31 protein-coding genes, 1 tRNA gene and 1 rRNA gene are annotated in these 26,046 nt (G+C 42.3%); 21 read left to right on the forward strand and 12 right to left on the reverse strand.

Annotated features, from left to right (window positions below; translation table 11 throughout):
- The first annotated feature begins 15 nt into the window (after window positions 1–15).
- The 4 genes from HNQ34_RS07250 (at window position 16) to HNQ34_RS07265 (ending at window position 3,760) form a co-directional block, all read left to right on the forward strand.
- Window positions 16–387 (forward strand): DUF309 domain-containing protein, encoded by a 372-nt coding sequence (locus tag HNQ34_RS07250; RefSeq protein WP_183253084.1) that lies wholly within the window; start codon window positions 16–18, stop codon window positions 385–387.
- A gap of 67 nt (window positions 388–454) precedes the next feature.
- Complete coding sequence (locus HNQ34_RS07255) at window positions 455–1,948, forward strand: leucyl aminopeptidase (protein WP_183253086.1); 1,494 nt, start codon at window positions 455–457, stop codon at window positions 1,946–1,948.
- 175 nt (window positions 1,949–2,123) lie between these two features.
- Window positions 2,124–2,744 (forward strand): DUF47 domain-containing protein, encoded by a 621-nt coding sequence (locus HNQ34_RS07260; RefSeq protein ID WP_183253089.1) that lies wholly within the window; start codon window positions 2,124–2,126, stop codon window positions 2,742–2,744.
- Window positions 2,745–2,761: 17 nt separating this feature from the next.
- Complete coding sequence (locus HNQ34_RS07265; protein ID WP_183253091.1) at window positions 2,762–3,760, forward strand: inorganic phosphate transporter; 999 nt, start codon at window positions 2,762–2,764, stop codon at window positions 3,758–3,760.
- Window positions 3,761–3,788: 28 nt separating this feature from the next.
- Here the strand turns inward: HNQ34_RS07265 and HNQ34_RS07270 are convergent, their stop codons facing one another.
- Entirely contained in the window at window positions 3,789–4,382 is a 594-nt protein-coding gene (locus HNQ34_RS07270) for a biotin transporter BioY (RefSeq protein WP_183253092.1), read from the reverse strand.
- Between the two features lie 135 nt (window positions 4,383–4,517).
- On the opposite strand from HNQ34_RS07270, the gene HNQ34_RS07275 reads away from it, so the two are divergent.
- The gene (locus HNQ34_RS07275) at window positions 4,518–4,664 is read left to right on the forward strand and encodes a hypothetical protein (RefSeq protein ID WP_183253093.1); all 147 of its coding nucleotides are present in this window, start codon (window positions 4,518–4,520) and stop codon (window positions 4,662–4,664) included.
- Between the two features lie 21 nt (window positions 4,665–4,685).
- Here HNQ34_RS07275 and HNQ34_RS07280 read toward each other — a convergent pair whose 3' ends face one another.
- From HNQ34_RS07280 to HNQ34_RS07290, 3 genes are all read right to left on the reverse strand, one after another.
- Complete coding sequence (locus tag HNQ34_RS07280) at window positions 4,686–5,033, reverse strand: hypothetical protein (RefSeq protein ID WP_183253094.1); 348 nt, start codon at window positions 5,031–5,033, stop codon at window positions 4,686–4,688.
- Between the two features lie 94 nt (window positions 5,034–5,127).
- Window positions 5,128–6,423 (reverse strand): ArsB/NhaD family transporter, encoded by a 1,296-nt coding sequence (locus tag HNQ34_RS07285; RefSeq protein ID WP_183253144.1) that lies wholly within the window; start codon window positions 6,421–6,423, stop codon window positions 5,128–5,130.
- Window positions 6,424–6,470: 47 nt separating this feature from the next.
- Window positions 6,471–6,893: a hypothetical protein gene (locus HNQ34_RS07290; RefSeq protein ID WP_183253095.1), complete on the reverse strand. Its 423-nt coding sequence runs from the start codon at window positions 6,891–6,893 to the stop codon at window positions 6,471–6,473.
- 262 nt (window positions 6,894–7,155) lie between these two features.
- On the opposite strand from HNQ34_RS07290, the gene kapD reads away from it, so the two are divergent.
- The 3 genes from kapD (at window position 7,156) to HNQ34_RS07305 (ending at window position 8,607) form a co-directional block, all read left to right on the forward strand.
- Window positions 7,156–7,731: a 3'-5' exonuclease KapD gene (gene kapD / locus HNQ34_RS07295; protein ID WP_409978360.1), complete on the forward strand. Its 576-nt coding sequence runs from the start codon at window positions 7,156–7,158 to the stop codon at window positions 7,729–7,731.
- A gap of 92 nt (window positions 7,732–7,823) precedes the next feature.
- Window positions 7,824–8,030: a hypothetical protein gene (locus HNQ34_RS07300; RefSeq protein ID WP_183253097.1), complete on the forward strand. Its 207-nt coding sequence runs from the start codon at window positions 7,824–7,826 to the stop codon at window positions 8,028–8,030.
- 61 nt (window positions 8,031–8,091) lie between these two features.
- Entirely contained in the window at window positions 8,092–8,607 is a 516-nt protein-coding gene (locus HNQ34_RS07305) for a superoxide dismutase family protein (protein WP_183253098.1), read from the forward strand.
- Between the two features lie 34 nt (window positions 8,608–8,641).
- Here HNQ34_RS07305 and HNQ34_RS07310 read toward each other — a convergent pair whose 3' ends face one another.
- Window positions 8,642–9,808: a MalY/PatB family protein gene (locus HNQ34_RS07310; protein WP_183253099.1), complete on the reverse strand. Its 1,167-nt coding sequence runs from the start codon at window positions 9,806–9,808 to the stop codon at window positions 8,642–8,644.
- Between the two features lie 82 nt (window positions 9,809–9,890).
- Between HNQ34_RS07310 and HNQ34_RS07315 the strand changes: the two genes are divergently transcribed.
- From HNQ34_RS07315 to HNQ34_RS07325, 3 genes are all read left to right on the forward strand, one after another.
- The gene (locus HNQ34_RS07315; RefSeq protein WP_183253100.1) at window positions 9,891–10,151 is read left to right on the forward strand and encodes a DUF1871 family protein; all 261 of its coding nucleotides are present in this window, start codon (window positions 9,891–9,893) and stop codon (window positions 10,149–10,151) included.
- Between the two features lie 78 nt (window positions 10,152–10,229).
- The gene (locus tag HNQ34_RS07320; RefSeq protein ID WP_183253101.1) at window positions 10,230–10,730 is read left to right on the forward strand and encodes an Lrp/AsnC family transcriptional regulator; all 501 of its coding nucleotides are present in this window, start codon (window positions 10,230–10,232) and stop codon (window positions 10,728–10,730) included.
- On the forward strand, window positions 10,727–11,896 hold the full coding sequence (locus HNQ34_RS07325) for an aminotransferase (protein WP_183253102.1): 1,170 nt from the start codon (window positions 10,727–10,729) through the stop codon (window positions 11,894–11,896). The genes HNQ34_RS07320 and HNQ34_RS07325 overlap by 4 nt, the downstream gene beginning before the upstream one ends.
- Window positions 11,897–11,945: 49 nt before the next feature.
- On the opposite strand, the gene HNQ34_RS07330 is transcribed toward HNQ34_RS07325, so the two are convergent.
- A complete protein-coding gene (locus tag HNQ34_RS07330; protein WP_183253103.1) occupies window positions 11,946–12,308 on the reverse strand; it encodes a helix-turn-helix domain-containing protein in 363 nt (120 codons plus the stop codon).
- 178 nt (window positions 12,309–12,486) lie between these two features.
- Between HNQ34_RS07330 and yugI the strand changes: the two genes are divergently transcribed.
- On the forward strand, window positions 12,487–12,849 hold the full coding sequence (gene yugI, locus HNQ34_RS07335) for a S1 domain-containing post-transcriptional regulator GSP13 (protein ID WP_183253104.1): 363 nt from the start codon (window positions 12,487–12,489) through the stop codon (window positions 12,847–12,849).
- Window positions 12,850–12,942: 93 nt separating this feature from the next.
- Here yugI and HNQ34_RS07340 read toward each other — a convergent pair whose 3' ends face one another.
- Window positions 12,943–13,176, reverse strand: a complete 234-nt coding sequence (locus HNQ34_RS07340; protein WP_183253105.1) for a DUF378 domain-containing protein — start codon at window positions 13,174–13,176, stop codon at window positions 12,943–12,945.
- A gap of 214 nt (window positions 13,177–13,390) precedes the next feature.
- On the opposite strand from HNQ34_RS07340, the gene HNQ34_RS07345 reads away from it, so the two are divergent.
- From HNQ34_RS07345 to HNQ34_RS07355, 3 genes are all read left to right on the forward strand, one after another.
- Window positions 13,391–14,554 (forward strand): iron-containing alcohol dehydrogenase, encoded by a 1,164-nt coding sequence (locus tag HNQ34_RS07345; RefSeq protein WP_183253106.1) that lies wholly within the window; start codon window positions 13,391–13,393, stop codon window positions 14,552–14,554.
- Window positions 14,555–14,723: 169 nt separating this feature from the next.
- A complete protein-coding gene (locus tag HNQ34_RS07350) occupies window positions 14,724–16,073 on the forward strand; it encodes a glucose-6-phosphate isomerase (RefSeq protein ID WP_183253107.1) in 1,350 nt (449 codons plus the stop codon).
- An 82-nt stretch (window positions 16,074–16,155) separates the two neighbouring features.
- On the forward strand, window positions 16,156–16,563 hold the full coding sequence (locus tag HNQ34_RS07355; protein WP_183253108.1) for a YugN-like family protein: 408 nt from the start codon (window positions 16,156–16,158) through the stop codon (window positions 16,561–16,563).
- On the opposite strand, the gene HNQ34_RS07360 is transcribed toward HNQ34_RS07355, so the two are convergent.
- On the reverse strand, window positions 16,553–17,533 hold the full coding sequence (locus tag HNQ34_RS07360; RefSeq protein ID WP_183253110.1) for a potassium channel family protein: 981 nt from the start codon (window positions 17,531–17,533) through the stop codon (window positions 16,553–16,555). The two genes, HNQ34_RS07355 and HNQ34_RS07360, sit on opposite strands and share 11 nt — an antisense overlap.
- Before the next feature lie 105 nt (window positions 17,534–17,638).
- Here HNQ34_RS07360 and HNQ34_RS07365 point away from each other — a divergent pair, with 105 nt between their 5' ends.
- Together HNQ34_RS07365 and HNQ34_RS07370 are read left to right on the forward strand one after the other, a co-directional pair.
- Complete coding sequence (locus HNQ34_RS07365; RefSeq protein WP_183253112.1) at window positions 17,639–17,827, forward strand: H-type small acid-soluble spore protein; 189 nt, start codon at window positions 17,639–17,641, stop codon at window positions 17,825–17,827.
- 91 nt (window positions 17,828–17,918) lie between these two features.
- Complete coding sequence (locus tag HNQ34_RS07370; protein WP_183253114.1) at window positions 17,919–19,934, forward strand: SEC-C metal-binding domain-containing protein; 2,016 nt, start codon at window positions 17,919–17,921, stop codon at window positions 19,932–19,934.
- Window positions 19,935–20,177: 243 nt separating this feature from the next.
- On the opposite strand, the gene HNQ34_RS07375 is transcribed toward HNQ34_RS07370, so the two are convergent.
- Window positions 20,178–21,365 carry an MFS transporter gene (locus tag HNQ34_RS07375; protein ID WP_183253116.1) on the reverse strand — a complete coding sequence of 396 codons (1,188 nt, stop codon included), beginning with the start codon at window positions 21,363–21,365 and terminating at the stop codon, window positions 20,178–20,180.
- Between the two features lie 166 nt (window positions 21,366–21,531).
- On the opposite strand from HNQ34_RS07375, the gene HNQ34_RS07380 reads away from it, so the two are divergent.
- Window positions 21,532–22,020 carry a GNAT family N-acetyltransferase gene (locus HNQ34_RS07380; RefSeq protein ID WP_183253145.1) on the forward strand — a complete coding sequence of 163 codons (489 nt, stop codon included), beginning with the start codon at window positions 21,532–21,534 and terminating at the stop codon, window positions 22,018–22,020.
- Window positions 22,021–22,079: 59 nt separating this feature from the next.
- Complete coding sequence (locus tag HNQ34_RS07385; protein ID WP_246363923.1) at window positions 22,080–22,337, forward strand: hypothetical protein; 258 nt, start codon at window positions 22,080–22,082, stop codon at window positions 22,335–22,337.
- Between the two features lie 85 nt (window positions 22,338–22,422).
- On the opposite strand, the gene HNQ34_RS07390 is transcribed toward HNQ34_RS07385, so the two are convergent.
- Both HNQ34_RS07390 and HNQ34_RS07395 read right to left on the reverse strand, forming a co-directional pair.
- Window positions 22,423–22,495: transfer RNA gene (locus HNQ34_RS07390), tRNA-Ala, on the reverse strand.
- A gap of 177 nt (window positions 22,496–22,672) precedes the next feature.
- The gene (locus HNQ34_RS07395) at window positions 22,673–23,350 is read right to left on the reverse strand and encodes an MgtC/SapB family protein (protein WP_183253118.1); all 678 of its coding nucleotides are present in this window, start codon (window positions 23,348–23,350) and stop codon (window positions 22,673–22,675) included.
- Window positions 23,351–23,410: 60 nt separating this feature from the next.
- On the opposite strand from HNQ34_RS07395, the gene HNQ34_RS07400 reads away from it, so the two are divergent.
- Window positions 23,411–24,310, forward strand: coding sequence for a DMT family transporter (locus HNQ34_RS07400; RefSeq protein ID WP_183253121.1), 900 nt, complete (start codon window positions 23,411–23,413; stop codon window positions 24,308–24,310).
- On the opposite strand, the gene HNQ34_RS07405 is transcribed toward HNQ34_RS07400, so the two are convergent.
- On the reverse strand, window positions 24,290–25,111 hold the full coding sequence (locus tag HNQ34_RS07405) for a protein-glutamine gamma-glutamyltransferase (protein ID WP_183253123.1): 822 nt from the start codon (window positions 25,109–25,111) through the stop codon (window positions 24,290–24,292). The genes HNQ34_RS07400 and HNQ34_RS07405 overlap by 21 nt on opposite strands.
- Before the next feature lie 836 nt (window positions 25,112–25,947).
- Between HNQ34_RS07405 and HNQ34_RS07410 the strand changes: the two genes are divergently transcribed.
- Window positions 25,948–26,046: ribosomal RNA gene (locus HNQ34_RS07410) — 16S ribosomal RNA — on the forward strand; the annotation flags it as partial.

A 26,046-nucleotide genomic window follows, 5' to 3' on the forward strand; every position in this document is an offset into this window, starting at 1 on the left:
AAAGGGGGGAGTTTTTTGTATCCGCTTGAATATTATGAGTTTTTCGTGAAGTTCAATGAAGGGGATTATTATACTTGTCATGACTTATTAGAAGAAATTTGGATGGTTGATAAACGAAATTTTTTTATTAAAGGATTGCTGCAAATGACGGTAGCGCTTTATCATTACAGTTACGGCAACGTCAAAGGAACGCGCACGATGATGCAAGCTGCTTATGACTATTTGCAGCCATATCGCCCGTTTTATTGGGGAATGGATGTTGGGGAAGTATGCGTGTTTATTGAGCGTTGCCTCATGATCATTCCAGCAGATGTTGACAGAGTTGATTTTTCTGAAATCAATCAGTTGCCGCCACTTCCATCGCTCGTTTTATTTTTGCGCGACTAGCCAGATAAGCGAAATATTTTTTGTATAATGAATGGGAGAGATAAAACAAGTAAAAGGGGTGGATTCGATGTTTACGGTCGTTCGGGAAATGCCTGTTAATGCTAAACATGAAGCGTTGGTCGTTGGGTTGTTTGATAAGCAGCCTCCTTTTAACGGAATGGTTGCCGAATGGAACGAAAAGTTAAACGGGCAGCTGCTGGAGTTATTCAAGGAAGGAGATCTTTCCGCGAAGAAAAAGCATGTTTCGAAAGTACATACACTTGGGCAAACAAATGTAAAGCGTCTCTATTTTGTTGGGTTGGGGAAAGAAAGTGAATTGACGTTTGACGCGTTGAGAGAAGTGTTCGGCAAATTGTTTAAAACATTAAAAGGGGTGAAGTGGACAGAAGTTGCCGTTGCTTTAGACACGTTTACAACGGAACGAATTGATGTGAACGACGCGGCCCATGCGCTTGCTGAGGCGTTCGCCTTGGCGACATATCAGTTTGCTGGCTATAAACAAAAATCAAATGAACCGGAAAAAAAGATCGAGCATATCATTGTCTATACAGAGGCAGACAAAGAAGAAGCGGAAGCAAGTCTATTGGTCGGTTCAGTTTACGGAAAAGCGACAAACTCGGCTCGCACGCTCGTCAATACGCCAAGCAACTTATTAAAGGCGACCGATTTAGCCGATTACGCGGTGGAATTAGCGAAAAAATATGATTTTGAATATGAAATACTTGAAAAAGAGGAGATGGAAAAGCTCGGGATGGGGGCATTTTTAGCGGTCAATCAAGGGTCAAGCGAGCCGCCAAAAATGATTGTCTTAAAATATCAAGGAAAAGAAACATGGAACCATGTCATTGGTCTTGTTGGAAAAGGAGTGACATTCGATACAGGCGGTTATTCGATTAAACCGAAAGACGGCATCGTTGGCATGAAAACAGATATGGCCGGTGCAGCGGCTGTTCTTGGAGCGATGGAAATTATCGGTGAACTTCGGCCAGAACAAAATGTAGTGGCGGTCATTCCAGCTACGGATAATATGATTAGTGGCGAAGCATTTAAACCGGATGATGTGATTACATCGATGAGCGGCAAAACGATTGAAGTTACGAATACAGATGCGGAAGGGCGCCTTATTTTAGCGGATGCGATTACATATGCGAAACATCATGGTGCTAATTATTTGATCGATGTGGCGACGTTAACAGGAGGAGTAATCGTTGCACTTGGCGTTCACACAACCGGGGCGATGACGAATAACGAAGCATTGTTTGAACAAGTATTAGAAGCATCTGCAGAAACAGGAGAGTTTATTTGGCGTTTGCCGATTACTGAAAAAGATAAAGAACGTGTGCGCAATAGTCCGATTGCTGATTTAAACAACTCGCCAGGGCGCGAAGGACATGCGATTATGGGCGGAGCGTTTTTGGCTGAATTTGCGGAAGATACGCCGTGGGTTCACCTTGATATCGCAGGAACATCGGTCACATCGAAAGAACACGACCTCGGTCCAGCTGGCGCTACCGGTGTGATGGTGCGCACACTTGCGACATTTATAGAACGTTTTGATTGATTAAGAAAAACGAAGCCGTCATCACTGGCTTCGTTTTATTATTTTATCTGAATTGTAAAGGTAATGTAAAATTTATATTAATTTTTTTTGAACATATTGTAAATTTGAAGATTGTTGATAAAATAAGACAAAGACAGGGCGGCTCACTATTATCACCTAATTGGGGGTTTTTTGCATGTTTTTTTCACCAAAAAAAGATGTGTTTTTCGATTTATTATTTACGATTTCAGAAAATGTTAAAGAAGCGGCCCAATATTTTGTTGAGTACAAAATTCATAACATTAGCGATTTAAAAGAATTTGCCCGCGTCATGAAAGAATATGAAAAGAAAGGCGATTCGTTTATTCATGAACTCGTCGTTGCGCTAAATAAAACATTTATTACGCCGATTGAACGCGAAGACATCCATCAATTAGCGATGAAAATGGACGATGTGTTAGACGGACTGGAACAATGTTCAGCCCGTTTTGAAATGTTCTCGTTTACGGATATCGACGATCATATGGTGAAGTTTTTCAACAATATTTATCAAAGCACGATTGAAATTGCAGAAGCGCTCAAATTATTAGCGAGTAAAAAATTGCTAGACATGCGCACACATGCGATTAAAATTAAAGATTACGAAACAAAATGCGACGAAATTTTGCGCGCCTCAATCAAAAACTTATTTGTCACACAAAAAGATCCAATTAAGCTTATTCAATATAAAGAGTTATACGAGATGTTGGAAGAAATCGCGGACAGCTGTGAGGATGTTGCCAATACGATTGAAACGATTATTATGCGCAACGCGTAAAAGGAGATCACGCGTTTATGGATACAGTATTGATACTTACAGTTTTAGTAGTTATTTTTGCGTTAGCGTTTGACTTTATTAACGGTTTCCACGACACAGCGAACGCGATTGCAACATCTGTTTCAACAAGAGCGTTAACCCCACGCCAAGCGATTATTTTGGCTGCGACGATGAACTTGCTCGGGGCGTTAACATTTACCGGTGTAGCAAAAACGATTACGAAAGACATTGTCGACCCATTTGCATTAGAAAACGGATCGGTTGTCATTTTAGCGGCGTTAATAGCGGCGATTGTTTGGAACATAATTACATGGTATTATGGCATTCCGAGCAGCTCGTCTCATGCGCTTATTGGCTCGGTCGCCGGAACTGCCGTTTCAGCTGGTGGGTTTAACATTTTGAATTATGCAGGGTTCTTAAAAATTTTACAATCATTGATTATTTCTCCGTTCCTTGCCTTCGGGGTAGGATTCGTGATTATGAGCTTGTTTCGATTGATGTTTAAAAATGCAAACCTTTCCAAAACAACGAAAGGATTTCGGTTGTTCCAAGTATTTACGGCAGCTATGCAAGCCTATACGCATGGAACGAATGATGCGCAAAAAGCGATGGGAATTATTACAATGGCTTTAATCGCTGGGAATTATCATACTTCCACAGAAATCCCAGAGTGGGTGCGCATTTCGGCGGCGGTGGCGATGGGACTTGGTACTTCTGTCGGCGGTTGGAAAATTATTAAAACAGTCGGCGGAAAAATTATGAAAATCCGCCCGGTCAACGGAGCGGCAGCTGATTTGTCTTCTGCGCTTGTTATTTTTGCGGCTACAACGTTCTATTTACCAGTTAGTACTACTCACGTCGCTTCATCTTCTGTCATGGGAGTCGGTGCAGCACAGCGCATCAAAGGTGTTAAATGGGATGTTGCCCGGCGCATTGTCATCACATGGATTGTGACATTGCCGGTTTCTGCACTGATCGCGGGATTTGTGTACCAATTATTTAAACTATTTATGTAAAAAGTGCATGCGAAAAGCATGCACTTTTTTACGCTACATAGCGATTAAAGGCAGTGAACTTACGGATCGTTGCGTAAAAACGTGGCGAAATAATGCCGGCAATGATCGATAAAATCACGTCTTTTGGTAGCGGAACGAGCATCCAGCTCCATGCTATGCTATAAGAAAATCCTTTAGGTGCTTCCGCCCAATATTTATAAGCGAAATACATCCAATTTGTACCGACAACATAGTTAATAACCATTCCGACTAACGCTGCCGCAATGAAGCGAGCGATCGAAGGCTGTTCACCGCCCTTTTCAATGATCCATCCTGTTACATAAGCCGCTAAAATGAAGGAAAAAATAAAGCCGAACGTCGGACCGGCAATCATGCCAAACCCACCGGAAAACTTAGCAAAAACAGGCGCACCGAAAAGACCGACTAGCATGTATACGACCATCGAAAGCGCACCAAGGCGGCGTCCTAAAATTGCCCCCGCTAAGACGCAGAAAAATGTTTGCAACGTAATCGGCACGCCGCCAACGACTAAAAACGGCGCCCACGAAGTAATGTTGGCACCAATCGCCATGAGCGCAGCAAACATGCCGACGAGCGTAATGTCAAGCGCACGCAATCGCATATGTAAACCTCCTTTTTTTTATGGTTAACAGAATCGTACCGAACAACGTGTTCAATGTCAATGATGTTTTTGCATATTTTCCCTACTTATCAGGAAAAATAAACGACGTATAGCGTTGAGAAAGGAGGAATCGGAATGGAACGAGAGAACAAAGCAAATGAAATCGAACGTGCCAACCAAATGGGGGCAAAGGAAGATTTTGTGCATGTGAGCGAGCGCAAAGAAAGGGATGATTTACGCAATGCAAGGGAAGTAGGATTGAAGCAATTTCATCAAGAATAAGCTGTTTGGCGTACCAAACAGCTAAAAGATGTTCCAACGAAGTCCAATTACTAATTGACAACATCCTGCGGCAGCAGACGACGGTGACAACGTCAAGCGGATGCCGTCCGGATTGAAATAAATATCGACTTTTGAACGGATACCTAACGATTGGATCATTTGCTGTACTTGTTTCGTTTTTCCTTCTTGGGCGAGCGACATGATGTTTGCGGAAAACGATTTAGATTGGGCGAATTTCGCTAAAATGATGCTCGCGTCTTTCATAAGCAGCTGTGCGGTTGTAGCCGATTGGCTAAATAATGCCGGATCGACCGGCGGATATTGGCGAATGTAGTACGGTGTATGGAATACGGGAAGAATGCCGTACATTTTTTCCATCACTCCTTGTGAACAGTTTTTTATCACTATATGTAAAAAAACAAAAAGAGCGAGCAGGAATTTTTTCCACTCACTCTTTTTTTCGTTACATTAGATAACGGAAAAATAAATAGAAATGTGACAGCAATAAAGCGACCAAAGTTAACGGTGCCCCGATTTTTAAGAAGTCGATGTAGCTGAATGCGTGACCTTCACGCGACGCAAGGCCAGCCACAATGACGTTCGCGGAAGCACCGATCAATGTTCCGTTGCCGCCTAAACACGCTCCAAGCGCCAACGCCCACCATAACACGTCGATTTGTGGCGAATCAGGCGATAATCCCATGCCGACTGCCATATCTTTAATGAGCGGGATCATCGTCGCGACAAACGGAATATTGTCAATCGTCGCTGAAGCAATGCCAGACACCCAAAGGATGAAATACGAAGCGACCGAAATATCGCCGCCTGTGACATCGAGCGCTTTTTCCGCCAAGCTTTTAATGAGTCCGATATCAACAAGCCCGCCGACTAACGTAAATAAGCCGGCAAAAAAGAAAATTGTCACCCATTCGACCGACGCGAACACATCTTCAATTTCATGCTCATGTACACCGATGACCATAAGAATCGTCGCTCCAGTCATTGCAATGACAGCAGCATCGACATGAATGACGGAGTGGAGAATGAATCCTAAAATCGTTAAGATCAATACCGACACCGATTTTTTCAACAAGAGGGGATCTTTAATGTAGTCCCTTTCATTGAGGTTCATCAGCTGCTCGATCAGTTTTGGATCGGATTTTAATTGTCGCCGGTAAAGAAATGCAAGAATCATAACGGTCACGATCATGATGATAAGTACAATCGGTGTTAGATTGATTAAAAAATCGTTAAAATCTAGATGTTTGTTCGCTGATCCGATCATAATGTTTGGCGGGTCGCCGATTAATGTCGCTGTTCCTCCGATATTGGAAAACAGGACTTCGGAAATTAAATAAGGTACAGGATTGACATGCAAAATACGGGTAATCGAAAACGTAACCGGAACAATTAATAGCACGGTTGTTACGTTATCGAGAAAGGCGGACAACACTGCTGTTAACAAAGACAAAATGATTAAAATGCGCAGCGGCTGCCCTTTGGCCAATTTGGCCGCTTTAATGGCTACATATTGGAAAAATCCTGATTTGCTTGTGATGCTGACAAGAATCATCATGCCAATCAGAAGCGTAATCGTTCCCCATTCAATGTGTTGAGTAAACGCTTTTTGCAAATCGACGATGCCGAAAATGACCATGCCTGCAGCCCCAAGCAAGGCGATCACTGCACGATTGATTTTTTCAGAAATAATAATCGCATATGTTCCTAAAAAGATGGCGATCGCTAAATAATATTGCATATTTGATACTTCTGTTGTTACTGTTTCATGCAACGGTCTTCACTCCTTTATTGAATTGTTTTGCTGCAAGAAGGGCAATGTAACTGCGGCGGATTTTGAAGTCCTCTTATGTAAAATGCGAACTGGCAATCCGGACAAGTAAACTCCGTTAACCGGTCGATAAACAATTTATTTGATGCACGTTGCGGAATTGTTGTATCGACGATTTCAACGTGGATATTTTCCCGCGAATCGTCTTCCGCGATAACGAGCCCTTCCGCGTCTTCTTTTATTCGCCAACCTTGGCCAATTAAATGTTGCTGCAGTTGGCTATGTGAAGAATGCTGAAGCATTTCCTCAGCTAGTTTCATATATTGCTCGTTTGTTAATGAAGCAAACGGTACGCCGGTTTTTTTCTTTTCCCAAAACGCTTTCAATTGTTCCTCGGTGAAAACGAATGTTACAATTTTATGAATAATTACGTTTTTCAATCAAAATCCCCCTCGTTGACAGTTTGTTCATAAAATTTATTATATCGTCTTTATCATTTGTACTCAAAAAGATTTTTGCCGACATATACCGCCGCCTTTTTTTAATATTTTCTGAAAAAAGTAAGTAAAATGATGGAATTTCATGATATAATGAAAGTACTAGCACTGGCCGAAATACAAGATGAAAAAAAGTGAAAAGAAAGGAGGGATCGTCGTGCAAGGAAAAGATCATCCGTATTTGTTTCTTGATTTTGAATTTACGATGCCTGAAAACAAAACAAAGCCGAGCGGTTTTTTTCCGGAAATTATTGAAGTCGGTATCGTATCGGTCATCAATGATCAAGTATGCGACCAATTTTCCGCGTACGTTAAACCGACTCACTTCCCGATTTTAACGGAACGATGTAAGTCATTTTTGAACATTACACAAGAACAAATCGATCAAGGAATTTCGTTTACAGAGCTGATTCGTTGGTTAAAAGAATACGATCGATTGCGACCGACCGTGATCACATGGGGAAGCATGGACATGAAAGTGTTGCGGCATAATTGTTTACAGTCTAATCTTCCGTTTCCATTTACAGGTGAGCATCGTGATTTAGCGATGGAATATAAAATGTTTTTCGGGGAACGAAATCAACCGGGGCTGCGTAAAGCTGTTCAAGAATATGGAAAAGAGGGGGTCGGAAAGCCGCATTGTGCACTCGATGATGCATTTACAACATACAATATTTTTAAACTTGTGGAGAAAGATAAAAAGTATTTATCCAAACCGGAGCAGCCGACGATCGGTGAGCGAGTCGATTTTAGCCAACTGTTGAAAAAATTTGCATTATAGCTAGCCAAGTCACGCTGTTTAGTGGTTTGGCTTATTTGTTTTTGCTATAATAAATAGGTAAATATTTTTAAAGGTGAGAGGTTGACGAAGCGATGATTCATTATATATTGAATTTATTTCTATATTTTCCGGAAGATAAAAGAGAATATATTCCTGCCGCAATTACGAGTACGCTTTTTTTAATTGCCGCCATTTTGACGATGCGTCTCATTATAAAAATTTCGAAACGTCAAGAAGAAAAAGCGAAACAGTTTGAAGAGCAGCTGCGGAAAGAAAACATTATTCAAGATGAACAATAGCCGTTTGAATGCCTCCCTTTCTGGCGATACTGGATAAAAAAGTGTTGCGGAAGGGGATTTTATGTTTAGACGAATTGGTGTATTGCTTACGACAGTTGCGCTTGTCAGCGGCTGTAAAGAATCGAATCCGACTGAAATAAATGTCAAAATGATCAATAGCGCTGGTGATGTGCTAGGGACGGCAAAACTGTCGGAGCAGCCAAAAGGGGTTAAAATTGCGTTAGATTTGGAGGGGTTGCCGCCGGGAGAACATGCAATTCATATTCATGAAAAAGCAAGCTGTAAAAAACCGGACTTTCAATCGGCAGGAAGCCATTATAATCCTGATCAGAAAAAGCATGGTTTGCTACATCCGGAAGGTGCACACGCCGGCGATTTGCCCAATATTATTGTCAAAGAAGACGGAACAGCCAAAGCAGAGCTTACCGCTCCACAAGTGACGTTAAAAGAAGGGAAGGGAACGTTGTTGACAAAAGAAGGCACCGCTCTAGTGATTCATGCAGGCAAGGACGACGGAATGACGCAGCCGGCAGGCGATGCTGGAGAGCGCATTGCATGCGGGGAGATTAAACGATAAAAGAAGGCCTCTAAACGAGAGCCTTCTTTATCATTTATAGTCCTTCAAAAGCAACAGCCAACCGGTTTAGTGCGTCTTCCAATGTTTTCCGTGTGCAGGCGATGTTGAGGCGAATAAAACCCCGCCCTTCTTCCCCGAATTTGCTTCCCATTTCTACGGCAATTTTTCCTTTATGAAGAAGCAGTTGTTTAAGCTGCTGTTCCGTTATTCCGAGTTCGCGGCAATCGATCCAGACAAGATATGTCGCTTCTGGGCGGACGGCGCGCAGCTTCTGGATGGACGTGTCGATAAATGAGCACGTCATCTCGATGTTTTTTTGTATATACATGAGGAGAGCATCGAGCCACTCGCCGCCATGACGATAAGCAGCTTCTGCGCCAACAACCGCAAAAGTGTTTAACGTAAAAAAGCCTTGTCGCTGTTGCGCGGCATCAAATTGTTTTTTTAACGATCGGTTTGGAATGATGATGCTTGCACATTGCAAACCCGCTAAATTAAACGTTTTTGTCGGGGCGACGCATGTCACACTCATGTTAGCAAACGCCTCGTCAATGGAGGCAAACGGCGTATGTTGAAAAGGCGGCAGCGTCAAATCGGCATGAATTTCATCCGATACGACGATGACTCCCTTTTCTAGACACATTGTTCCTAACGTTGTGAGTTCTTCTTTTGTCCATACGCGTCCTCCGGGATTATGAGGGCTGCATAGCAGCAGCATTTTGGCCCCTTTCAGCTTTTCTTGCAAATCGTCCCAGTTAATTTCATACCCTTTTTCTGTGAACCGAAGCGGGCATTTGACGAGTTCGCGTCCATTTTTTTGGACAAGCTGGAACAACGGCGGGTACACAGGCGAGAACACGACGATGCGATCATTAGGGGACGTGAACGCTTCAATCGCTGTTGCCAGCGCCGGAACAACGCCTGTAGAAAACGACATCCAATCCGGATGGACCGTCCATTGGTGCCGAGTTGTTAGCCACTCACTAAGCGCTTCTTTTAATGAACGGGGAATCGCTGTATAGCCGAACACTCCATGCTCGACTCGTTTGGTCATCGCTTCGATGACAGCGGGAGGTGCCTGAAAATCCATATCGGCTACCCACATCGGCAAGACATCTTTCACTCCAAAAAATCGTTCCGTTTCATCCCATTTTACTGAATAAGTATGTCTTCGTTCAATAACGTGGTCAAATGAATACATCGTGAGTCTCCTTTCTTTATTTTGTTCAACGCGATCGCTTATAATTTTGCCATATTCTCTTTAAGGAAAGGGAGGAATTGCAATGGATATGACAAAAACGAACGGAACATTGCTTGAGACGGTTCAACGTTGGGATCCGTTTCGCTATGGCGCGGATGCCTATGAGACAGAAGCGGTTGACGTTGTGCAAGCGGTTCATGAATATGACGATATGGATCGGCTAGCTGAAAAAATTCAAGCTATTTATGAATTCTCTTTCGAAGAGGTGATTCCTCTTGATGAATGTAGGAAATTGGCCGATTCGTTATTAATGATCAAGCATGAAGAGGGATGCGCATTATAAAAAAAATGGATGATGGGAAATTTTTTTCGTGCAAATCGATAAAAATTATGTGAAAATTCTTAATAGGGAGGGATTACGATGAAATTAACGGAAAAAGAACTGGAAATCATCGAAATACTAGAGAATAATGCACGAATACCGCTCGAGACGCTAGCGAAAATGACGTCATTGACGGTAGAGGAGACAGCGGACATTTTAAGAAAATTAGAGGAAACGAAAGTGATTGTTCAATATGCCACGATTGTGGACTGGAGAAAAGTCGATGGACATGAAGGGGTGACTGCCATGATTGACGTCAAAGTCACACCGAAGCGCGGTGTAGGATTTGATGAAGTAGCTGAACGTATTTATCGTTTTCCAGAAGTTAAATCTGTTTACTTAATGTCTGGCGCATATGATTTATCAGTCGTCATCGAAGGACGGTCTATGTCAGAGGTGGCGCATTTTGTTTCGGAAAAACTATCCACGCTTGATTCGGTCATTTCAACGACGACACATTTTATTTTGAAAAAATATAAACATGATGGCACCGTGTTTGACCAAGGAGAACAAGATCGCCGCATCGTGGTGGCACCATGACACACACAACGAAAACGTACGTATCCGAAACGGTCAATCGTTTGCAGCCATCAGGGATTCGTCGCTTTTTTGATTTAGCCGCAAGCATGGAAGGCGTCATTTCGCTTGGAGTGGGAGAACCGGACTTTGTAACATCATGGAGCGTTCGCGAGGCGTGCATTTTATCGCTTGAACAAGGCTATACGTCATATACGGCCAATGCCGGATTGATGGAACTTCGCCAAGAAATTGCGGCATACTTGTTGCGAAAATTTGCGCTTGAGTATCGTCCGGAAAGTGAGTTGCTTGTAACAGTTGGTGCCAGCCAAGCGCTTGATTTAGCACTTAGGGCGATTGTTAATCCGGGCGATGAAGTGATTGTGGTAGAGCCAAGTTTTGTGTCGTACGGGCCGCTTGTGGCATTGGCAGGTGGGATTCCGGTATTTGTTCGAACAAACGGAGCGGACGAATTTAAGCTTCGTCCGTCACAAATTGAACAAATCATTACTCCAAGGACGAAAGCGCTCATTCTTTGTTCGCCGAACAACCCGACGGGAACGGTATTAAACCGTGAAGAGCTTGCAGCGATTGCCCATATTGTGAAGAAACATGACTTGCTTGTCATTTCTGATGAAATTTATGCGGAGCTTACTTATGACGAACCGTACACAAGCTTTCCGGCCATTGAGGAGATGCGCGAGCGGACGATTTTAGTTTCCGGATTTTCGAAAGGATTTGCGATGACAGGCTGGCGCTTAGGATTTGTCGCTGCGCCTGAGATGTTATTAAAGGCGATGTTAAAAATTCACCAATATACGATGATGTGCGCGCCGACGATGGCGCAATACGGGGCGATTGAGGCATTGAAAAATGGGGAGCATGATGTGGACGAAATGAGAAAAAGCTATCGCCGCCGCCGCAACTATTTCGTACAGTCGTTAAACGAAATCGGCTTGCGCTGCCATTTGCCGGGAGGAGCGTTTTATGCATTTCCATCGATTCAAGCAACAGGTTTGACTTCTGAACAATTTGCCGAGCGGCTGTTAATAGAAGAAAAAGTGGCAGTCGTTCCGGGAAGTGTATTTGGAACGAGCGGTGAAGGATATGTCCGTTGTTCGTACGCTTCATCGCTCGAGCAATTGCAAGAAGCGATCAAACGGATGAAGCGATTTTTATCACGACTATAGCGACCGTTTTTGTTTCCGCCACTTTTCGAAGTGGCGGAAACGGTTGTAATTATTGGGACTGTCCATATTTAATTTCATAAAGCATTTGCATGACGCGTAAAAAATCTTCTTCACTGAACTCCTTTGCTTTTCGTAAAATTAGTTTCGCACGTTTGACCCCTATTTCTTTCACAAGATGTTCGATTTCTGGATCGATTCCCGAGGAGTTATACATTTCCTGTTCCATCAGTTCCGAAGCAGGGACATCGAGTGCGGTCGAAAGCTTTAAGATCGTCTGTGTATCGGGGATTTGTTCGCCGGATTCGTATTTTTGAATAGTAGCGGTTCCAACGCGGACTTTTATCGCCAGCTCTTGCTGGCTCATTTTTCGTTGTTCCCGATACATTTTAATGTTTTCACCAATGGTGCTCATCCATATGCCTCCTTTTGTTTTTTGTATCTCCATCATACCATGTTTTATTCGTCGGAAGATGGTTTTCCTCTCACTCATTGAAATGTTGCGGAAATTGTCATAATTTTTGCTTCCCTACATTCAGAGTGATATAATGTAAAATTACATATCCATAATTCAAGAAATAGGAGTGTTTTGTTTGCCAAAGTTAGAAGCAGGTAGCATTGCCAAAGGAATTGTGACAGGAATTCAACCGTATGGCGCGTTTGTCGCCATTGGTGAAGACATACAAGGGCTTGTGCATATTTCTGAAGTTTCCCATCAATTTGTAAAGGACATTCGTGATTTTATAAAAGTGGGAGATGAAGTCACTGTCAAAATTCTTTCAATTGATGAAAAGACGAAGCGGGCGAGTCTTTCAATGCGGGCTGTAAAAGCGGTACCATCAGTGAAAAAGGAAAAACGTCAAGCAGAACTAAAAACGATGCCGGAGATATCTGCCGGATTTTACACGCTAAAAGAAAAATTGCGAGAGTGGATTGAACAATCCAAGCATGAATGAAAAGAAGGTGCCCCATCACTTGTTGGACACCTTCTGCGCTAGATAATGCTATAGTAGTCGCAAACTAAACGATTTTTAAGTTCACTTTTGCTGTTACGTGCGGGACATTTTAGGCTCGGTACGACCTAACTCTTCCGCCGGTTTAAATAAAAGCGCTAAGTTAATTAAACCAGCAATACCGATAATTCCATAGATGATGCGGGAGATCGTCGCGTTTTGCCCTCCGAAAATAGCTGCCATTAAATCAAATTGAAAGAAGCCAATTAAGCCCCAGTTAATCGCACCGATAATCGTAAGTAATAGTGCAATGCGTTGAAGTGCACTCATTGAGGATTCCTCCTTATAATTTAAGATCGTTCGCTTATAGATTGCATAATCGTGCTAAAAAATATGCATCATTTTCTTGAAAAGCAAATTGCTTTACATGAGAATGGAAAAAGCACCATAATAAAAGTGAAATGCATTTTTATTTCAATGTATTGATGTGTAGCGTTACTCGTCTATTCGATCAACGAGTAGCGGAAAATAAGGAGGTAAGTCGATGCAAAACTTTATTTTTCAAAACCCGACGAAATTAATTTTTGGAAAAGGGCAAATCGAGCAGTTAAAACAAGAAGTGCCGCAGTATGGAAAACGTGTATTATTAGTGTATGGCGGCGGTAGCATTAAACGAAACGGATTGTACGATGAAGTGATGAATATATTAAAAGAAGTAGAGGCAGAAGTATTCGAACTTTCAGGAGTGGAGCCTAATCCGCGTCTGTCCACCGTTCGTAAAGGGGTGGAAATTTGTAAAAACGAGCAGATTGATTTCTTGTTAGCTGTCGGAGGCGGCAGTGTGATTGACTGCACAAAAGCGGTTGCTGCAGGCGCTAAATATGATGGCGACCCGTGGGATTTTATTACGAAAAAGACGACCGTCACCGAAGCGCTTCCGTTTGGTACAGTGTTAACGTTGGCAGCAACGGGATCTGAAATGAACTCCGGCTCTGTCATTACAAACTGGGAGACGAAAGAAAAATATGGATGGGGAAGCCCGGTGACCTTCCCGCAGTTTTCGATTTTAGACCCAACATACACATTGACCGTTCCGAAAGCTCATACGATTTACGGCATTGTCGATATGATGTCACACGTGTTTGAACAATATTTTCATCATACTCCGAACACTCCGCTGCAAGATCGCATGTGTGAGGCGGTGTTAAAAACGGTCATCGAAGCCGCACCAAAGCTTGTGAACGATTTAGAAAATTACGAGTTGCGGGAAACAATTTTATATAGCGGAACGATTGCATTAAACGGCTTTTTGCAAATGGGCGTGCGTGGCGATTGGGCGACACATAACATCGAACATGCGGTATCAGCTGTATACGACATTCCTCATGGGGGAGGACTGGCGATTTTATTCCCGAATTGGATGAAGCATGTGCTCGATGAAAATGTGGGACGCTTTAAACAGCTGGCCATTCGCGTTTTTGATGTCGAGCCAACAGGAAAATCGGACCGCGATGTAGCGCTTGAAGGGATTGATAAGCTGCGTGAGTTCTGGTCAAGTATTGGCGCACCGTCCCGCTTAGCTGACTACGGTATCGGGGACGAACATTTGGAGTTAATGGCAGATAAAGCGATGGCTTTTGGCGAGTTCGGCAACTTTAAAAAATTAAACCGTGAAGATGTATTAGCGATTTACCGTGCTTCGCTATAATCATGGCAATAAAGCAATTCAAGGAAGCTATTGATGAAGTAGCTTCCTTAACTTTATATAAAAATGTCATAAATGAATCCGTTTTCAATCTGCCGGTCAGCTTGATTATCCTCGCTTGTTTCGCTAAAGTGTAAGAAGGTAAAACTTTTTTACTTGGAGGAACGAGTTTATGACACATATTCGTTTTGATTATTCAAAAGCATTATCTTTCTTTGGAGAACATGAGCTTACATATTTGCGTGATGCGGTGAAAGTTGCCCATCATTCTTTGCATGAAAAAACAGGGGCAGGCAACGATTTTTTAGGATGGATCGATCTTCCAGTTGAATACGATCGTGAAGAATTTGTACGCATTCAAAAAGCCGCAGCGAAAATTCAAGCGGATTCGGACGTATTGCTCGTCATCGGAATTGGCGGCTCGTATTTAGGGGCGCGGGCAGCGATTGAAATGTTGCACCATTCGTTTTACAATGCGCTGCCAAAAGAAAAGCGCAACACGCCACAAATTATTTTCGTTGGCAACAACATTAGCTCGACATATATGAAAGATGTGATGGACTTATTGGAAGGCAAAGATTTCTCGATTAACGTTATTTCTAAATCAGGAACAACGACCGAGCCAGCGATTGCGTTCCGCATTTTCCGTAAGCTGCTTGAAGAAAAATACGGAAAAGAAGAAGCGCGCAAACGCATTTATGCGACAACCGACCGTGCGCGCGGGGCGTTAAAGACGCTTGCGACGGAAGAAGGCTATGAAACGTTTATTATTCCAGACGATGTTGGCGGACGTTACTCAGTGTTGACAGCAGTTGGTTTACTTCCAATTGCCGTGAGCGGTGCGAACATTGAAGAAATGATGAAAGGGGCAGCGCAAGCGCGCGAAGACTTCAGCAAATCCGAGCTCGAAGAAAACCCAGCATATCAATATGCGGCGATTCGCAACATTTTATACAACAAAGGTAAAACGATTGAAATGCTTGTCAACTACGAACCAGCGCTACAATATTTCGCGGAATGGTGGAAGCAATTATTTGGCGAAAGCGAAGGAAAAGACCAAAAAGGCATTTTCCCAGCGTCAGCTAACTTCTCGACAGACCTTCACTCATTAGGTCAATATGTCCAAGAAGGCCGCCGCGATTTATTTGAAACGGTATTGAAAGTCGCAACGCCGCGTCATGAGCTAACGATTGAGGCGGAAGAAAACGATCTCGACGGCTTGAACTATTTAGCTGGAAAAACGGTCGATTTCGTGAATACGAAAGCGTTTGAAGGAACGTTGTTAGCTCATACAGACGGCGGCGTACCGAATTTAGTCGTGACATTGCCAAAATTGGATGAATATACGTTTGGTTATCTCGTCTATTTTTTTGAAAAAGCGTGTGCGATGAGCGGTTACTTACTAGGTGTCAATCCGTTCGACCAACCGGGCGTTGAAGCTTACAAAGTGAACATGTTCGCGCTACTTGGTAAACGAGGGTATGAAGAGAAGAAAGCGGAGTTGGAGAAGCGGTTAAAATAAGAAAAAGGGCTTTCCAGTGATGGGAAGCCCTTTTAATATCGCTGTTTTTAGGGCAACCTACGAAAAAAGGAGGTTGGTTGCGATGATTGAAATTCCATCGACATTAGAAGACAAAACGTTTCGTTTGTATAAGCTTGAGGAAGTGCTGAAACCGCTTGGCTATGTCATTGGGGGAAACTGGGATTATGACCACGGTTCATTCGACTACAAAATCGATGACGAAAACGGCTATCAGTTTTTGCGCATCCCGTTTGAAGCAGTAGATGGCCAGCTTGACGCGAACGGGACAACGGTAAAACTAGGGCGGCCGTATTTGCTTTCGCACCAATATCAACTCGGGCTTGATGATGACGTCCGTACCGGTAATATTGCTGCGACGTTTAACCAATTTGCCGAGCCGCAAGATCCAGACGCCCAGTTTCCAGAAAAATATATTAGCGTCGGTCGAGCGCTAGTAAAGCAATTAGAAGATAAGCTGCTTAACGCTTAACGACAAACAAGCGATCATGAGGAATAAGAACAATATCGGGAGAAGGATTCAGAAGGGATGCTTCTCCCCGTACAATTCCGATCGGAAGAACTCGATCTTCAATAAACGCTTGACAGCTTTCGCGAAACGTTCGTCCAATCATTTCATCCGGTACTTCGATGATTTGCAAATAACTTTCTTGCGATGAATGTAAAAACTGTTCAAACATTGTCGAAAAACCTGGGGATTGGATCGTGTGAATAAACGAAAAGCTTGCCAATGCGTTCGTTTGAATCATTTCGTCTGCACCAGCGCGCTTGGCGTTGGCGGCTTGTTGCGCCGTCAAAATTTCGACAATAGTATAAAGGGTAGGATGCAATCCTTTCATAGCAACGAGCGTTAAAATGGAGCTCATATCCGCCTCTGTTTCGTGTTTATGCGGATCAGCTGTAATGACGGCCATTTTCGCTTTCGCTATATTCGCTTTTTGCAAAACAGAATCGTACGTTGGATTTCCTTTGATAAAATGGATGTTTTTGTTTGCGATCGGCAATTTAGTAAGCGTTTCATCAATAATGACAAAGGAAGCAAGCGGCTGCCGTTCGGTTAATTGGCGTAACAATTCGCGCGTCCGTTCATTCCAACCAACAATGACTATATGTCCTTCTTTCGTATACGGAAGCTCTCCTTCTAGCAGCGTGTTTTCTTTCGATACCGCCGAAGCAGATAATGCCGCAAAATAGGCAGAAAGAAAACTTGTACCTACTAAAATAAGCGAAATCGCCACTAGTTTCCCCGTAAGTGTTTTTGGGACAAAATCGCCATACCCAACTGTTGCGGCGGTAACAATTGCCCACCAAACTCCGTCAAAAAATGAGCGATACGTGTTTGGTTCGATCACATGAATGACCCAGCCGAATACAACGATCATCAGCCCCCCAATCAGCAACATTCTTGCGACTAAAGGAAGACGGAAATAAACGTATTTCATGGTTCACCTCCTGTGGAATAGTTTGTGCTATTCTGTCGTTTTTTTGCATACTTTTTCCGGACTTGTTCATACTATCAGCGAACGATGAATAAGGGGAGGATTTTCATGGATATGAATCGCGTCAAACAAATTGTTTCATCACCAGCGGATATTCCTGTCCATTACCATGGGGTGTCCGTATGGATTGACAGTTATAATGAGCAACGGCAAACAGCAACTGTCCATATGCGTGACGGTCATCTTCGGGAGACGCGGGAAGTTCCGATCGCCGAATTAGAAGAAGGAAACGCCTAATTTGGGCGTTTTTTTTTTATTGTAAAGGAAAGTTTTCTAGCAATATTGTTTAAAATGTATGATAATACAACTAGGAAAGAGGTGAAAAACGATGGGGAAAGTAGGGCGAAACGATCCTTGCCCATGCGGAAGCGGAAAAAAATATAAACATTGTTGTGAAAAAAAGCAAGACGTCGTATTTCTCAATGAAGTGATTACTCAAGAAGCGATTCAGTTGCAACAAGAGTTATTTCAGTATGCACTAACTAACTACGAAGAAGTATTAGGCGATTTTATCGCGCAACGAATTCGTCATCTGCCCGTCGTTGATGATGAATGGCAAGAAACGTTTATGCTGTATGTGACGCAATGGACAATATTTTGCGCACCGCTATTGAACGGAAGAACTATTGCGGAGCATTATATGCAGACGCGCGGTTCAAAAATTAAACGTGCAAGTGTACGCAGCCTTTTACGATCATGGACTAATGAAGTCCCGTCCTTTGCTCGGGTGATGGAACGGGAAAGCTCGGATCTTATCGTGGTAGAAGATATTTTTACAGGGGAACGGAAACGAGTAACGTTACAGATGGACGATACGGAGATAGAAGTGGGAAATTTAATCGTCGGTTTTCTCGTATCGCTCGGGTCGACGTACACTTTCTTTCTCTCTGTTTTAGAGCTGGAGAAAAGAAAAGCGGAGATGGTTACCAATGTATTGCAAACAAAATACAAAGAGGCAAATCAGCCTGTTCGCGAGTTTTTAGCTTCTTCGTTCCCTGAATTGTTGCATGAATGTGTTGAACCATTGCTTCCTGATGAGGTGGAAGTAGAAGATCTCCAGTGGGATCACCCGATCCATCAACATACAGCACATCTTTTAAAAGAAAATATGGATCGTTTGCATGAGCAACGTCCGTTGACGAACATTGCGCTCATCTTATGGTGCACGTATTGCAGATTAGTGAATCCGGCGATAAAAAAACCGGAATTGTATGCGGCGGCGCTTCATTATTTAACAGTGGTGACATTTTTCCCGGATAAGGTAGCTACCCAAAAAGAAATTGCTGAACATTATGGAGTATCAAGCAGCAGCTTGTCAGCGAAATATCGCGAGATGGAAGAAATTCTCGCCGATTTCATGCAACAAATGTATGAAAAAATGGAAGAGCTTGATCTTGATGATTTCGATTGGGACGACGAAGACGAGTGGGATGACGAATTTGGTTCCTTCTCGCCGTTTCAGCACTCTCGAATAGAAATGGAACGGGAATTGCGCAAAATTGATCGCATCATGCAAGAAAAAGAGTTTTCATCGATCGAAGAAGCCAATCAATATATCCAATCCGCTCTTAATAGTGGTGAGACGCCGACCGTGCCCCTTTCGCCAAAAGATGAAGCGCAAGAATTATTATATCAAGCGTTTGAAGAAATGAGCCGCAAAAAGCGGATGGAACTTGCCCGTCAAGCGTTAAAGCTGTATCCAAATAGCCCAGACGCTTACAACATTTTAGGAGATGAAGCGGCCACGCTCGAAGCGGCTGCTGACTATTACAAAAAAGGAATGGAAGCGGGCGAAAAAGACCTTGGAAAGCGGTTTTTCCGTGAAAATAAAGGGCATTTTTGGGGAATTGTCGAAACGCGGCCATATATGCGGGCGAAGGCGAATTATGCGCAAACGCTTTGGCAGTTAGGCGAGAAAGAAAAAGCGGTTGAACAATATGAGCAACTGCTTCAATTAAATCCAAATGATAACCAAGGCATTCGTTACCTTCTGCTCCCTGCTTATATTGAATTAGGGAAATATGATCAAGCAGAAGAGCTGATTGACCAATACGATGAACCGACGGCGTTAATGACTTATAACCGGCTGCTTGTCTCGTATTTGAAATACGGGCTTCATGAGGAATTGGAAGATTTGTTGGATGAAGCGATGATCGCCAATCCGTATGTTATTGATTATTTACTGAAAAAGAAGCGTTTGCCGAAAGAAGATCCGCTCTTTTTCGGATTTGGTGACGAAACAGAAGCGGCTATGTATGCAAAAGAGCATTTTCATCTATGGCAACAGGAGCGAGAGTTGCTTGATTGGCTGCGGACAATGGCCCGTTCTTTATACAAAAAATAATGTGGTAGAAAACGAAACACAAGCGTCTTTTGCGTTTCATTTTTTGAAAAGATAGGCAAATCTTAAATCGCTGTCTAGCTACAGGCGCCATCAGTGTGATGCGCTCCGCCCCTTCTTTCGGTGGCTAAGCTTCCTCGATGGCGCTTGTGCGATCTTCGCAGAGCTAGGGCGACGACATTTCGCCGCTCTTCGCAGGACGAGTGCTGCTTTTAGACGAAATTTGGTCGCCTAGCGCTTTTCTTGCTAATAATATTTGTCTATTTCTCCTTTTTTATTCACTTTGATAAACTGCTTCGTTAATATAAGGGAGCAGACTAAAAACAATATATCGACAACTCCATATATGGCGCTATATCCGCCGATTTCTAATAACAAACTTCCTACAACTGGTCCGCACGCCATTCCTATATATCGAAAAAAATTATAGACGCCGATTGCTGTGGAACGATTCGATTGGAACACTTGTGTTAACAACGTTGTTTGCACAGGTAGCGACGTTCCTAAAAATAAACCAAATAACATAATGGAACTTATAAGTAAAGGAATCGACACATGGGCAACGAAAAGAAATAGGAAAATTGCCAAAACACTCAAATAAGACGTGATGATCATGACATTTCTGTTTTCAAAACGCCCTTGTATTCTTCCTCCTAAAAAACTGCCAACGACAATAAAAAGAGACATAGAAAGAAATACCATTCCTTTTTGTTCAGCTGGAAGTTGATACCGCTCGCTTAAAATGCTAGGCAAAAATACTAAAAAATTATACAAGGCATAATATTGAATAAAGCCTAATAAAATGATCGATAAGCCGATGCGATTTTTTAAAATCGCGACAAAATCACGCAGTTCGAAACGCTCGATTGCCACTGTTTCTGGCTTGGTTTCTTTGAGGAAAATGAAATTGCAGATAAAGATGATGACTCCCACCACAACTAGAACAAGAAACACCGCATGAAAATTAAACCTTCCGCCGATAAAGCCGCCCACAATCGGACCGATAACAGGACCAAGCGCAACCATCATTTGAAACGTGCCCATCGCCTTTCCTCGCTCTTTTCCTTCAAACAAATCTCCGATAACAGTCGCTGCTACTACCGAACCAGCAGCGATTCCGATCGCTTGTATGGCGCGAAAAATAAGCAACATGTAAATAGAGTGTGAAAAGAAACCGCCAAGCGATGCGAGCATGTAAACGAAAATGCCAAATAAAATGACGTTTCGGCGCCCTTTTGTATCTGTTAGCGGACCGTAAACGATCTGCATCAATGCTAAAAATAACGTAAAAATCGAAATCGTCAAATTCACTAAAAACGACGATGTACCAAAATCTTTTGTGACTTCTGGTAAAATAGGTGTATAAATCGTTTGCGTAAACGGGCCAAGAAACGCAGCCAGCGACACTAAATAAACAATAAGCGTTCGATTCATTTGCTTTCTCCTTTCTACACGCTAAAATAGTGTAAGTGTTGTAATATTTTTAATGGATCCGCTCCATCTCGATTGCGCCTAAAGCGATACTTAAGTATGCTCTCTTTCCGTCAATTTTTGCAAGTAAAACGCACGAAGAGGAGTTGAAAAAATGCAAGAAGAACTCATGATTAGAGAGGCAAACCACGAAGATTTGCAAGCGATTGTCGATATATACAATGAAACGATTCCGACAAGAATGGTGACGGCGGATCTTGAACCGGTGACGGTCGAGAGCCGAGAAAAGTGGTTTTGGGAACATTCTGCTGATGCACGTCCATTGTGGGTAGTTGAACAAACCGGTCATGTATGCGCGTGGCTTAGTTTCCGATCATTTTACGGGCGACCTGCTTATCGCCATACAGCAGAAATTGGCATCTATATCTCGGAAGCGTATCGCGGAAAAGGGATCGGAAAGCGATTGCTGCAAAAAGCGATTGATGAATGTCCGAGACTGCAAATTAAAACGTTGCTTGGATTTATTTTTGCGCATAATGAACCAAGTTTGCGGCTTTTTTCTCACTTCGGGTTTGAAAAGTGGGGGCATTTGCCGAATGTAGCCGAATTAGACGGCGTGGAACGGGATTTAATCATCGTTGGAAAACGAATCGTATAGAATGGACGTTTATTGGAGAAACGTAATAAAGAAAATTACGGATGGAAAGAGGGAGAAGTATGAACGTCATGCCGATTCGTTTATTTACGATTCAAGATGGAGAAGGGTTTGTCGCGGATGCATTCCAGTGTCCAGTGACGGGAAATTTGATTTATAAATCGTCGGGCACACCATCTGTCATTCCTTACGAACAGCTGTCTGAAACGCAAAAACAACGTTTGCAAAAATACGGATTTAAAGATTTTGAGGCAGCTGAACTCGACCATGCCACCCGTTCAGCCAACGCAGCTATCGAGTCACTGCTGCCGGAGCAATAGCGATTACGAAACGGCAGAGAGAACTATGTCAATCGCTCCTTGTATAAACAAAGAAAAACCCTTGCCACGCAAGGGTTTTTCCCAATGGAGCATACCGGGTTCGAACCGGTGACCTTCGCGCTGCCAGCACGACGCTCTCCCAACTGAGCTAATGCCCCATATTTGATCTAATTTTCATTATATATACATTGATATTTTTTGCAAGATGAACAAACATATTTAATGAAAAGATACAGTTGTAATTGATTATATACCAGTAGACGTAAATTCGATAAAAAGATAAAAAAAATAGTAGATTTCCCTTGCGCTTTATATAGCGCAAAGGGTTTTTTTATTCAAATGTTTTCGATCTCAATGTTGGTGACCGAAGGAATGCTGCGAATGAAGTAATATACATCTGTTGTTGACTGTTTTTGGTCGACTGCTACTTTGAGCTTTAGAAGATGGTGTTTTTCATCTACATCTTTAATGTGAATCGTTTTTATGTCGATCGTTTGCTGTTTAATGGCTGAAATGACGTCATCAATATTTTCAGCATTAGAAATGGTTATTTGCAAAACAAATTCCTTCTCTCTTAGCTGTTTTGGTCCCAAAAAAACAGTGAGCAGAGGAATGAGTTCGACGCTTACAATGAGCAGTGCCATGCTTAAAATCGCTTCCCAGTAAAAACCTGCTCCAACGGCGATGCCAATTCCCGCCGCTCCCCAAATTAAAGCAGCGGTGGTTAGTCCAGATATGCTGTCATTCCCGCGCCGCAAAATAACTCCCGCACCTAAAAAACCAATGCCAGATACGATTTGTGCCGCCAGACGAAGTGGATCCATCGTAATATGGTCCTTTAATTGAAAAACATAGGAAGACTCAATAGAAACAATCGTTAATAAACAACTAACAATAGAAATGACTAAACATGTCTTTAGGCCAACTGGCTTGCGCTTTAATTCTCTCTCCAAACCAATGACAAGCCCTAATATAGCTGATATCCCTAATTTGATAAAAAGATGCAGATCCATATTAATCACCTTTTTCAATCGATGTTATAATCATTATAAAACGTTGAATGAGGGTGGGCTATGCAATCATCGAATTTATTGAAACCATATGTTGCGATCATGATCGGAGCGCTTTCTGTATCGACATCAGCCATTTTTGTAAAATGGGCACAAGCACCGGCTGCTGTCACAGCGTTTTACCGTCTTTTTTTTACTATTTTATTTATGACTCCGTTTTTCTTTCCATATTGGCGTGAACTTCGAAAAATTTCAAAACGCGATTGGTTGTTTTCCGTCGTTTCTGGTGTACTATTAGCTTTTCATTTTATTCTCTGGTTCGCGTCATTGGACTATACATCGGTCACGAGTTCGGTTGTACTTGTAACATTGCAGCCGCTGTTTGCGTTTATTGGGGGATACGTCTTTTTTAAAGAAAAATTGACAGTTGGCGCCTTTTTTAGCGGCTTACTTGCGATTTTAGGCAGCATGATTATCAGCTGGGGCGATTTCCAGATAAGCGGGAAAGCGTTGTTTGGTGATATATTGGCCCTGCTTGCTTGTGCAATGGTAACAGGGTATTGGTTAGTTGGGCAAGATTTGCGAAAACGGTTATCGTTGATGACATATACATATGTCGTATACGGTGTCAGTTCATTTACCCTGTTTGTTTATGTGCTCGGGTTCCGATACCCCCTATTCTCCTACAGCAAAACCGATTGGCTTTGTTTTATTTTGTTGGCGATTGTTCCAACTTTACTCGGCCATTCTTTGATGAATTGGTCTGTGAAATGGGTAAGTGCAGCGACGATTTCAATGAGTATTTTATTTGAACCAGTCGGCGCAGCCATTTTAGCGTATTTTTTGCTTGGAGAAATGATTCAACCGTCGCAGTGGATAGGAGGAATATTAATTTTAGCTGGTATTGGAACGTATTTATGGGGTGAGAGCCGAAAAAAACCCTTACCTATACAAGAAGGTTAATGAACCGATTGTTCCGATGACCATACTGTTTCGTTCAATTGGAACTTGAGGCTGTTCGTGCGAGTGAGCAAAGGTAGATAAATATTTAAAATCGATTCGAGTCGTTTGTTCTAATAAATAGGCGGATTTTGTTGCTGATGTTTTTCGCCGTTTATTGAGCGCTGCAATCACTTCTTCTTTCGTTTTGATTCCGATTCCGTGACCGTAGTAAAGCCCGTCTCCTAAGTAAATTGTATTTTCTCCTTGCCATTGCGGCATGACTGGATCAACATCCGGATTTTTAAAATAAAGACAGTCACCGGGGATGTAATCGTCCCCGTTTTTTGTTTCGATCCCTAAATCTCGATCTGTATGCCAATCGTATAGTAGGAGATTTGCAAACAATTGATTGAATGTTTCCGTTTTGATTGTATCTAGCACGGCTTTATAAAAAATAATGACGATAGCGGTGGCACACTCAAATGCGTATAATTGACTGTTTTCAAAAATATCGTTAATGGCATCAGCAGGAGAGGCCCCTTGTTTTAGCTGGAACCCTCCTAGCTCATTTCTAAGCCAGTATTGTTCGTTGCATCTTGAAAAACGGAAAATGGTAAATTTTGCTTTGCTTTTCGCTAGACGAATCGCAGCATGAAGAATATGCTCGCGCAAAGTAAGTTCAAACCGAAGTTGCTGTTCCTTTTGATATACATATGTCCGCTTTTCTTTCAATAAAGCATTGAAAATCATCGTTTGTTCTTTGGACAAGGAAGCGTGAGAAAAAAAGTGGTTATCTACAATGAAGTGTTGAATTCGGATCATTGTCGTTCACTCCTCAAACATAGTTATGAAGGTGTTATCCATGATTTGTGGATAATCCGAAACGTGTTATCCACAAATTCAGTAAGTAGACGTACATTCTTTTAATTATTTTGTGGATAAATACTATTATCAATGTTGATAATCTGTTGATGTTGTGTGCAAGGTTACAGTATTCTTTAAGAAATCTGTGGATAAAAGATAAAAATATAATTTTCTTGTTTATATCTATATCTACATGATCGATACCTTCTATCCATTTTGTAGTAAAGGATGCCGTGATCCCATGTTTAAATTTGAAGGAGGGCGATTATAGCGTATCGATGAATTAAGATGTTTATTTAATTTGACTAGAAAATTGCCGAAATGAATAGGAGTTAGCGATAAATTAGCATGTATTTTTATAATGATAACGATCGTTTTATGATAATGTCTGGTTATGTTATAGTTAAGATTGAACTCGATGTTTTAGTTATGTTTATGCTCATGAATAATGAGTTATGTTTATGCAAAAAAAAATGAAATAGATGTTGCTTTTCTTTTTTAGTCATGTTATATTAATGAACGTCGCTGCTAGAGAGTAATGCGGCAATAAAAAAATATATTGACAAGATTTTTCGGAATATGATAGCATGAGAAAGTCGTTTTCGAAGGTTTTATGTTCTTTGAAAACTGAACAAAACGAAGCGTCAATAGAAAAGCTAAGGACGCCTACCTATCGACGAAACGCGCTGGAGGGTCTGCGAGGAGGCTTTCGCCGCACAGCAGCACTGGAGCGTTACGAGTCGATGGCGTCCGAAGCTAGACAACAGTCAACGTTAAGAAGCTAGACATACTCTTTTTTGGAGAGTTTGATCCTGGCTCAGGACGAACGCTGGCGGCGTGCCTAATACATGCAAGTCGAGCGGACCGAATGGAAGCTTGCTTCTGTTTGGTTA

It is taken from the genome of Anoxybacteroides tepidamans (genome assembly GCF_014201465.1).
Classification (GTDB): Bacteria; Bacillota; Bacilli; order Bacillales; family Anoxybacillaceae; genus Anoxybacteroides; species Anoxybacteroides tepidamans.

What these genes read in the sequence shown, in the direction of transcription:
- HNQ34_RS07255 (WP_183253086.1), top strand. Translation starts at nt 455, where the DNA reads ATGTTTACGGTCGTTCGGGAAATGCCTGTTAATGCTAAACATGAAGCG.
- HNQ34_RS07260 (WP_183253089.1), top strand. Translation starts at nt 2,124, where the DNA reads ATGTTTTTTTCACCAAAAAAAGATGTGTTTTTCGATTTATTATTTACG.
- HNQ34_RS07265 (WP_183253091.1), top strand. Translation starts at nt 2,762, where the DNA reads ATGGATACAGTATTGATACTTACAGTTTTAGTAGTTATTTTTGCGTTA.
- HNQ34_RS07270 (WP_183253092.1), bottom strand. Translation starts at nt 4,382, where the DNA reads ATGCGATTGCGTGCGCTTGACATTACGCTCGTCGGCATGTTTGCTGCG.
- HNQ34_RS07275 (WP_183253093.1), top strand. Translation starts at nt 4,518, where the DNA reads ATGGAACGAGAGAACAAAGCAAATGAAATCGAACGTGCCAACCAAATG.
- HNQ34_RS07280 (WP_183253094.1), bottom strand. Translation starts at nt 5,033, where the DNA reads ATGTACGGCATTCTTCCCGTATTCCATACACCGTACTACATTCGCCAA.
- HNQ34_RS07285 (WP_183253144.1), bottom strand. Translation starts at nt 6,423, where the DNA reads ATGCAATATTATTTAGCGATCGCCATCTTTTTAGGAACATATGCGATT.
- kapD (WP_409978360.1), top strand. Translation starts at nt 7,156, where the DNA reads ATGCCTGAAAACAAAACAAAGCCGAGCGGTTTTTTTCCGGAAATTATT.
- HNQ34_RS07300 (WP_183253097.1), top strand. Translation starts at nt 7,824, where the DNA reads ATGATTCATTATATATTGAATTTATTTCTATATTTTCCGGAAGATAAA.
- HNQ34_RS07305 (WP_183253098.1), top strand. Translation starts at nt 8,092, where the DNA reads ATGTTTAGACGAATTGGTGTATTGCTTACGACAGTTGCGCTTGTCAGC.
- HNQ34_RS07310 (WP_183253099.1), bottom strand. Translation starts at nt 9,808, where the DNA reads ATGTATTCATTTGACCACGTTATTGAACGAAGACATACTTATTCAGTA.
- HNQ34_RS07315 (WP_183253100.1), top strand. Translation starts at nt 9,891, where the DNA reads ATGGATATGACAAAAACGAACGGAACATTGCTTGAGACGGTTCAACGT.
- HNQ34_RS07320 (WP_183253101.1), top strand. Translation starts at nt 10,230, where the DNA reads ATGAAATTAACGGAAAAAGAACTGGAAATCATCGAAATACTAGAGAAT.
- HNQ34_RS07325 (WP_183253102.1), top strand. Translation starts at nt 10,727, where the DNA reads ATGACACACACAACGAAAACGTACGTATCCGAAACGGTCAATCGTTTG.
- HNQ34_RS07330 (WP_183253103.1), bottom strand. Translation starts at nt 12,308, where the DNA reads ATGAGCACCATTGGTGAAAACATTAAAATGTATCGGGAACAACGAAAA.
- HNQ34_RS07340 (WP_183253105.1), bottom strand. Translation starts at nt 13,176, where the DNA reads ATGAGTGCACTTCAACGCATTGCACTATTACTTACGATTATCGGTGCG.
- HNQ34_RS07345 (WP_183253106.1), top strand. Translation starts at nt 13,391, where the DNA reads ATGCAAAACTTTATTTTTCAAAACCCGACGAAATTAATTTTTGGAAAA.
- HNQ34_RS07350 (WP_183253107.1), top strand. Translation starts at nt 14,724, where the DNA reads ATGACACATATTCGTTTTGATTATTCAAAAGCATTATCTTTCTTTGGA.
- HNQ34_RS07355 (WP_183253108.1), top strand. Translation starts at nt 16,156, where the DNA reads ATGATTGAAATTCCATCGACATTAGAAGACAAAACGTTTCGTTTGTAT.
- HNQ34_RS07360 (WP_183253110.1), bottom strand. Translation starts at nt 17,533, where the DNA reads ATGAAATACGTTTATTTCCGTCTTCCTTTAGTCGCAAGAATGTTGCTG.
- HNQ34_RS07365 (WP_183253112.1), top strand. Translation starts at nt 17,639, where the DNA reads ATGGATATGAATCGCGTCAAACAAATTGTTTCATCACCAGCGGATATT.
- HNQ34_RS07370 (WP_183253114.1), top strand. Translation starts at nt 17,919, where the DNA reads ATGGGGAAAGTAGGGCGAAACGATCCTTGCCCATGCGGAAGCGGAAAA.
- HNQ34_RS07375 (WP_183253116.1), bottom strand. Translation starts at nt 21,365, where the DNA reads ATGAATCGAACGCTTATTGTTTATTTAGTGTCGCTGGCTGCGTTTCTT.
- HNQ34_RS07380 (WP_183253145.1), top strand. Translation starts at nt 21,532, where the DNA reads ATGATTAGAGAGGCAAACCACGAAGATTTGCAAGCGATTGTCGATATA.
- HNQ34_RS07385 (WP_246363923.1), top strand. Translation starts at nt 22,080, where the DNA reads ATGAACGTCATGCCGATTCGTTTATTTACGATTCAAGATGGAGAAGGG.
- HNQ34_RS07395 (WP_183253118.1), bottom strand. Translation starts at nt 23,350, where the DNA reads ATGGATCTGCATCTTTTTATCAAATTAGGGATATCAGCTATATTAGGG.
- HNQ34_RS07400 (WP_183253121.1), top strand. Translation starts at nt 23,411, where the DNA reads ATGCAATCATCGAATTTATTGAAACCATATGTTGCGATCATGATCGGA.
- HNQ34_RS07405 (WP_183253123.1), bottom strand. Translation starts at nt 25,111, where the DNA reads ATGATCCGAATTCAACACTTCATTGTAGATAACCACTTTTTTTCTCAC.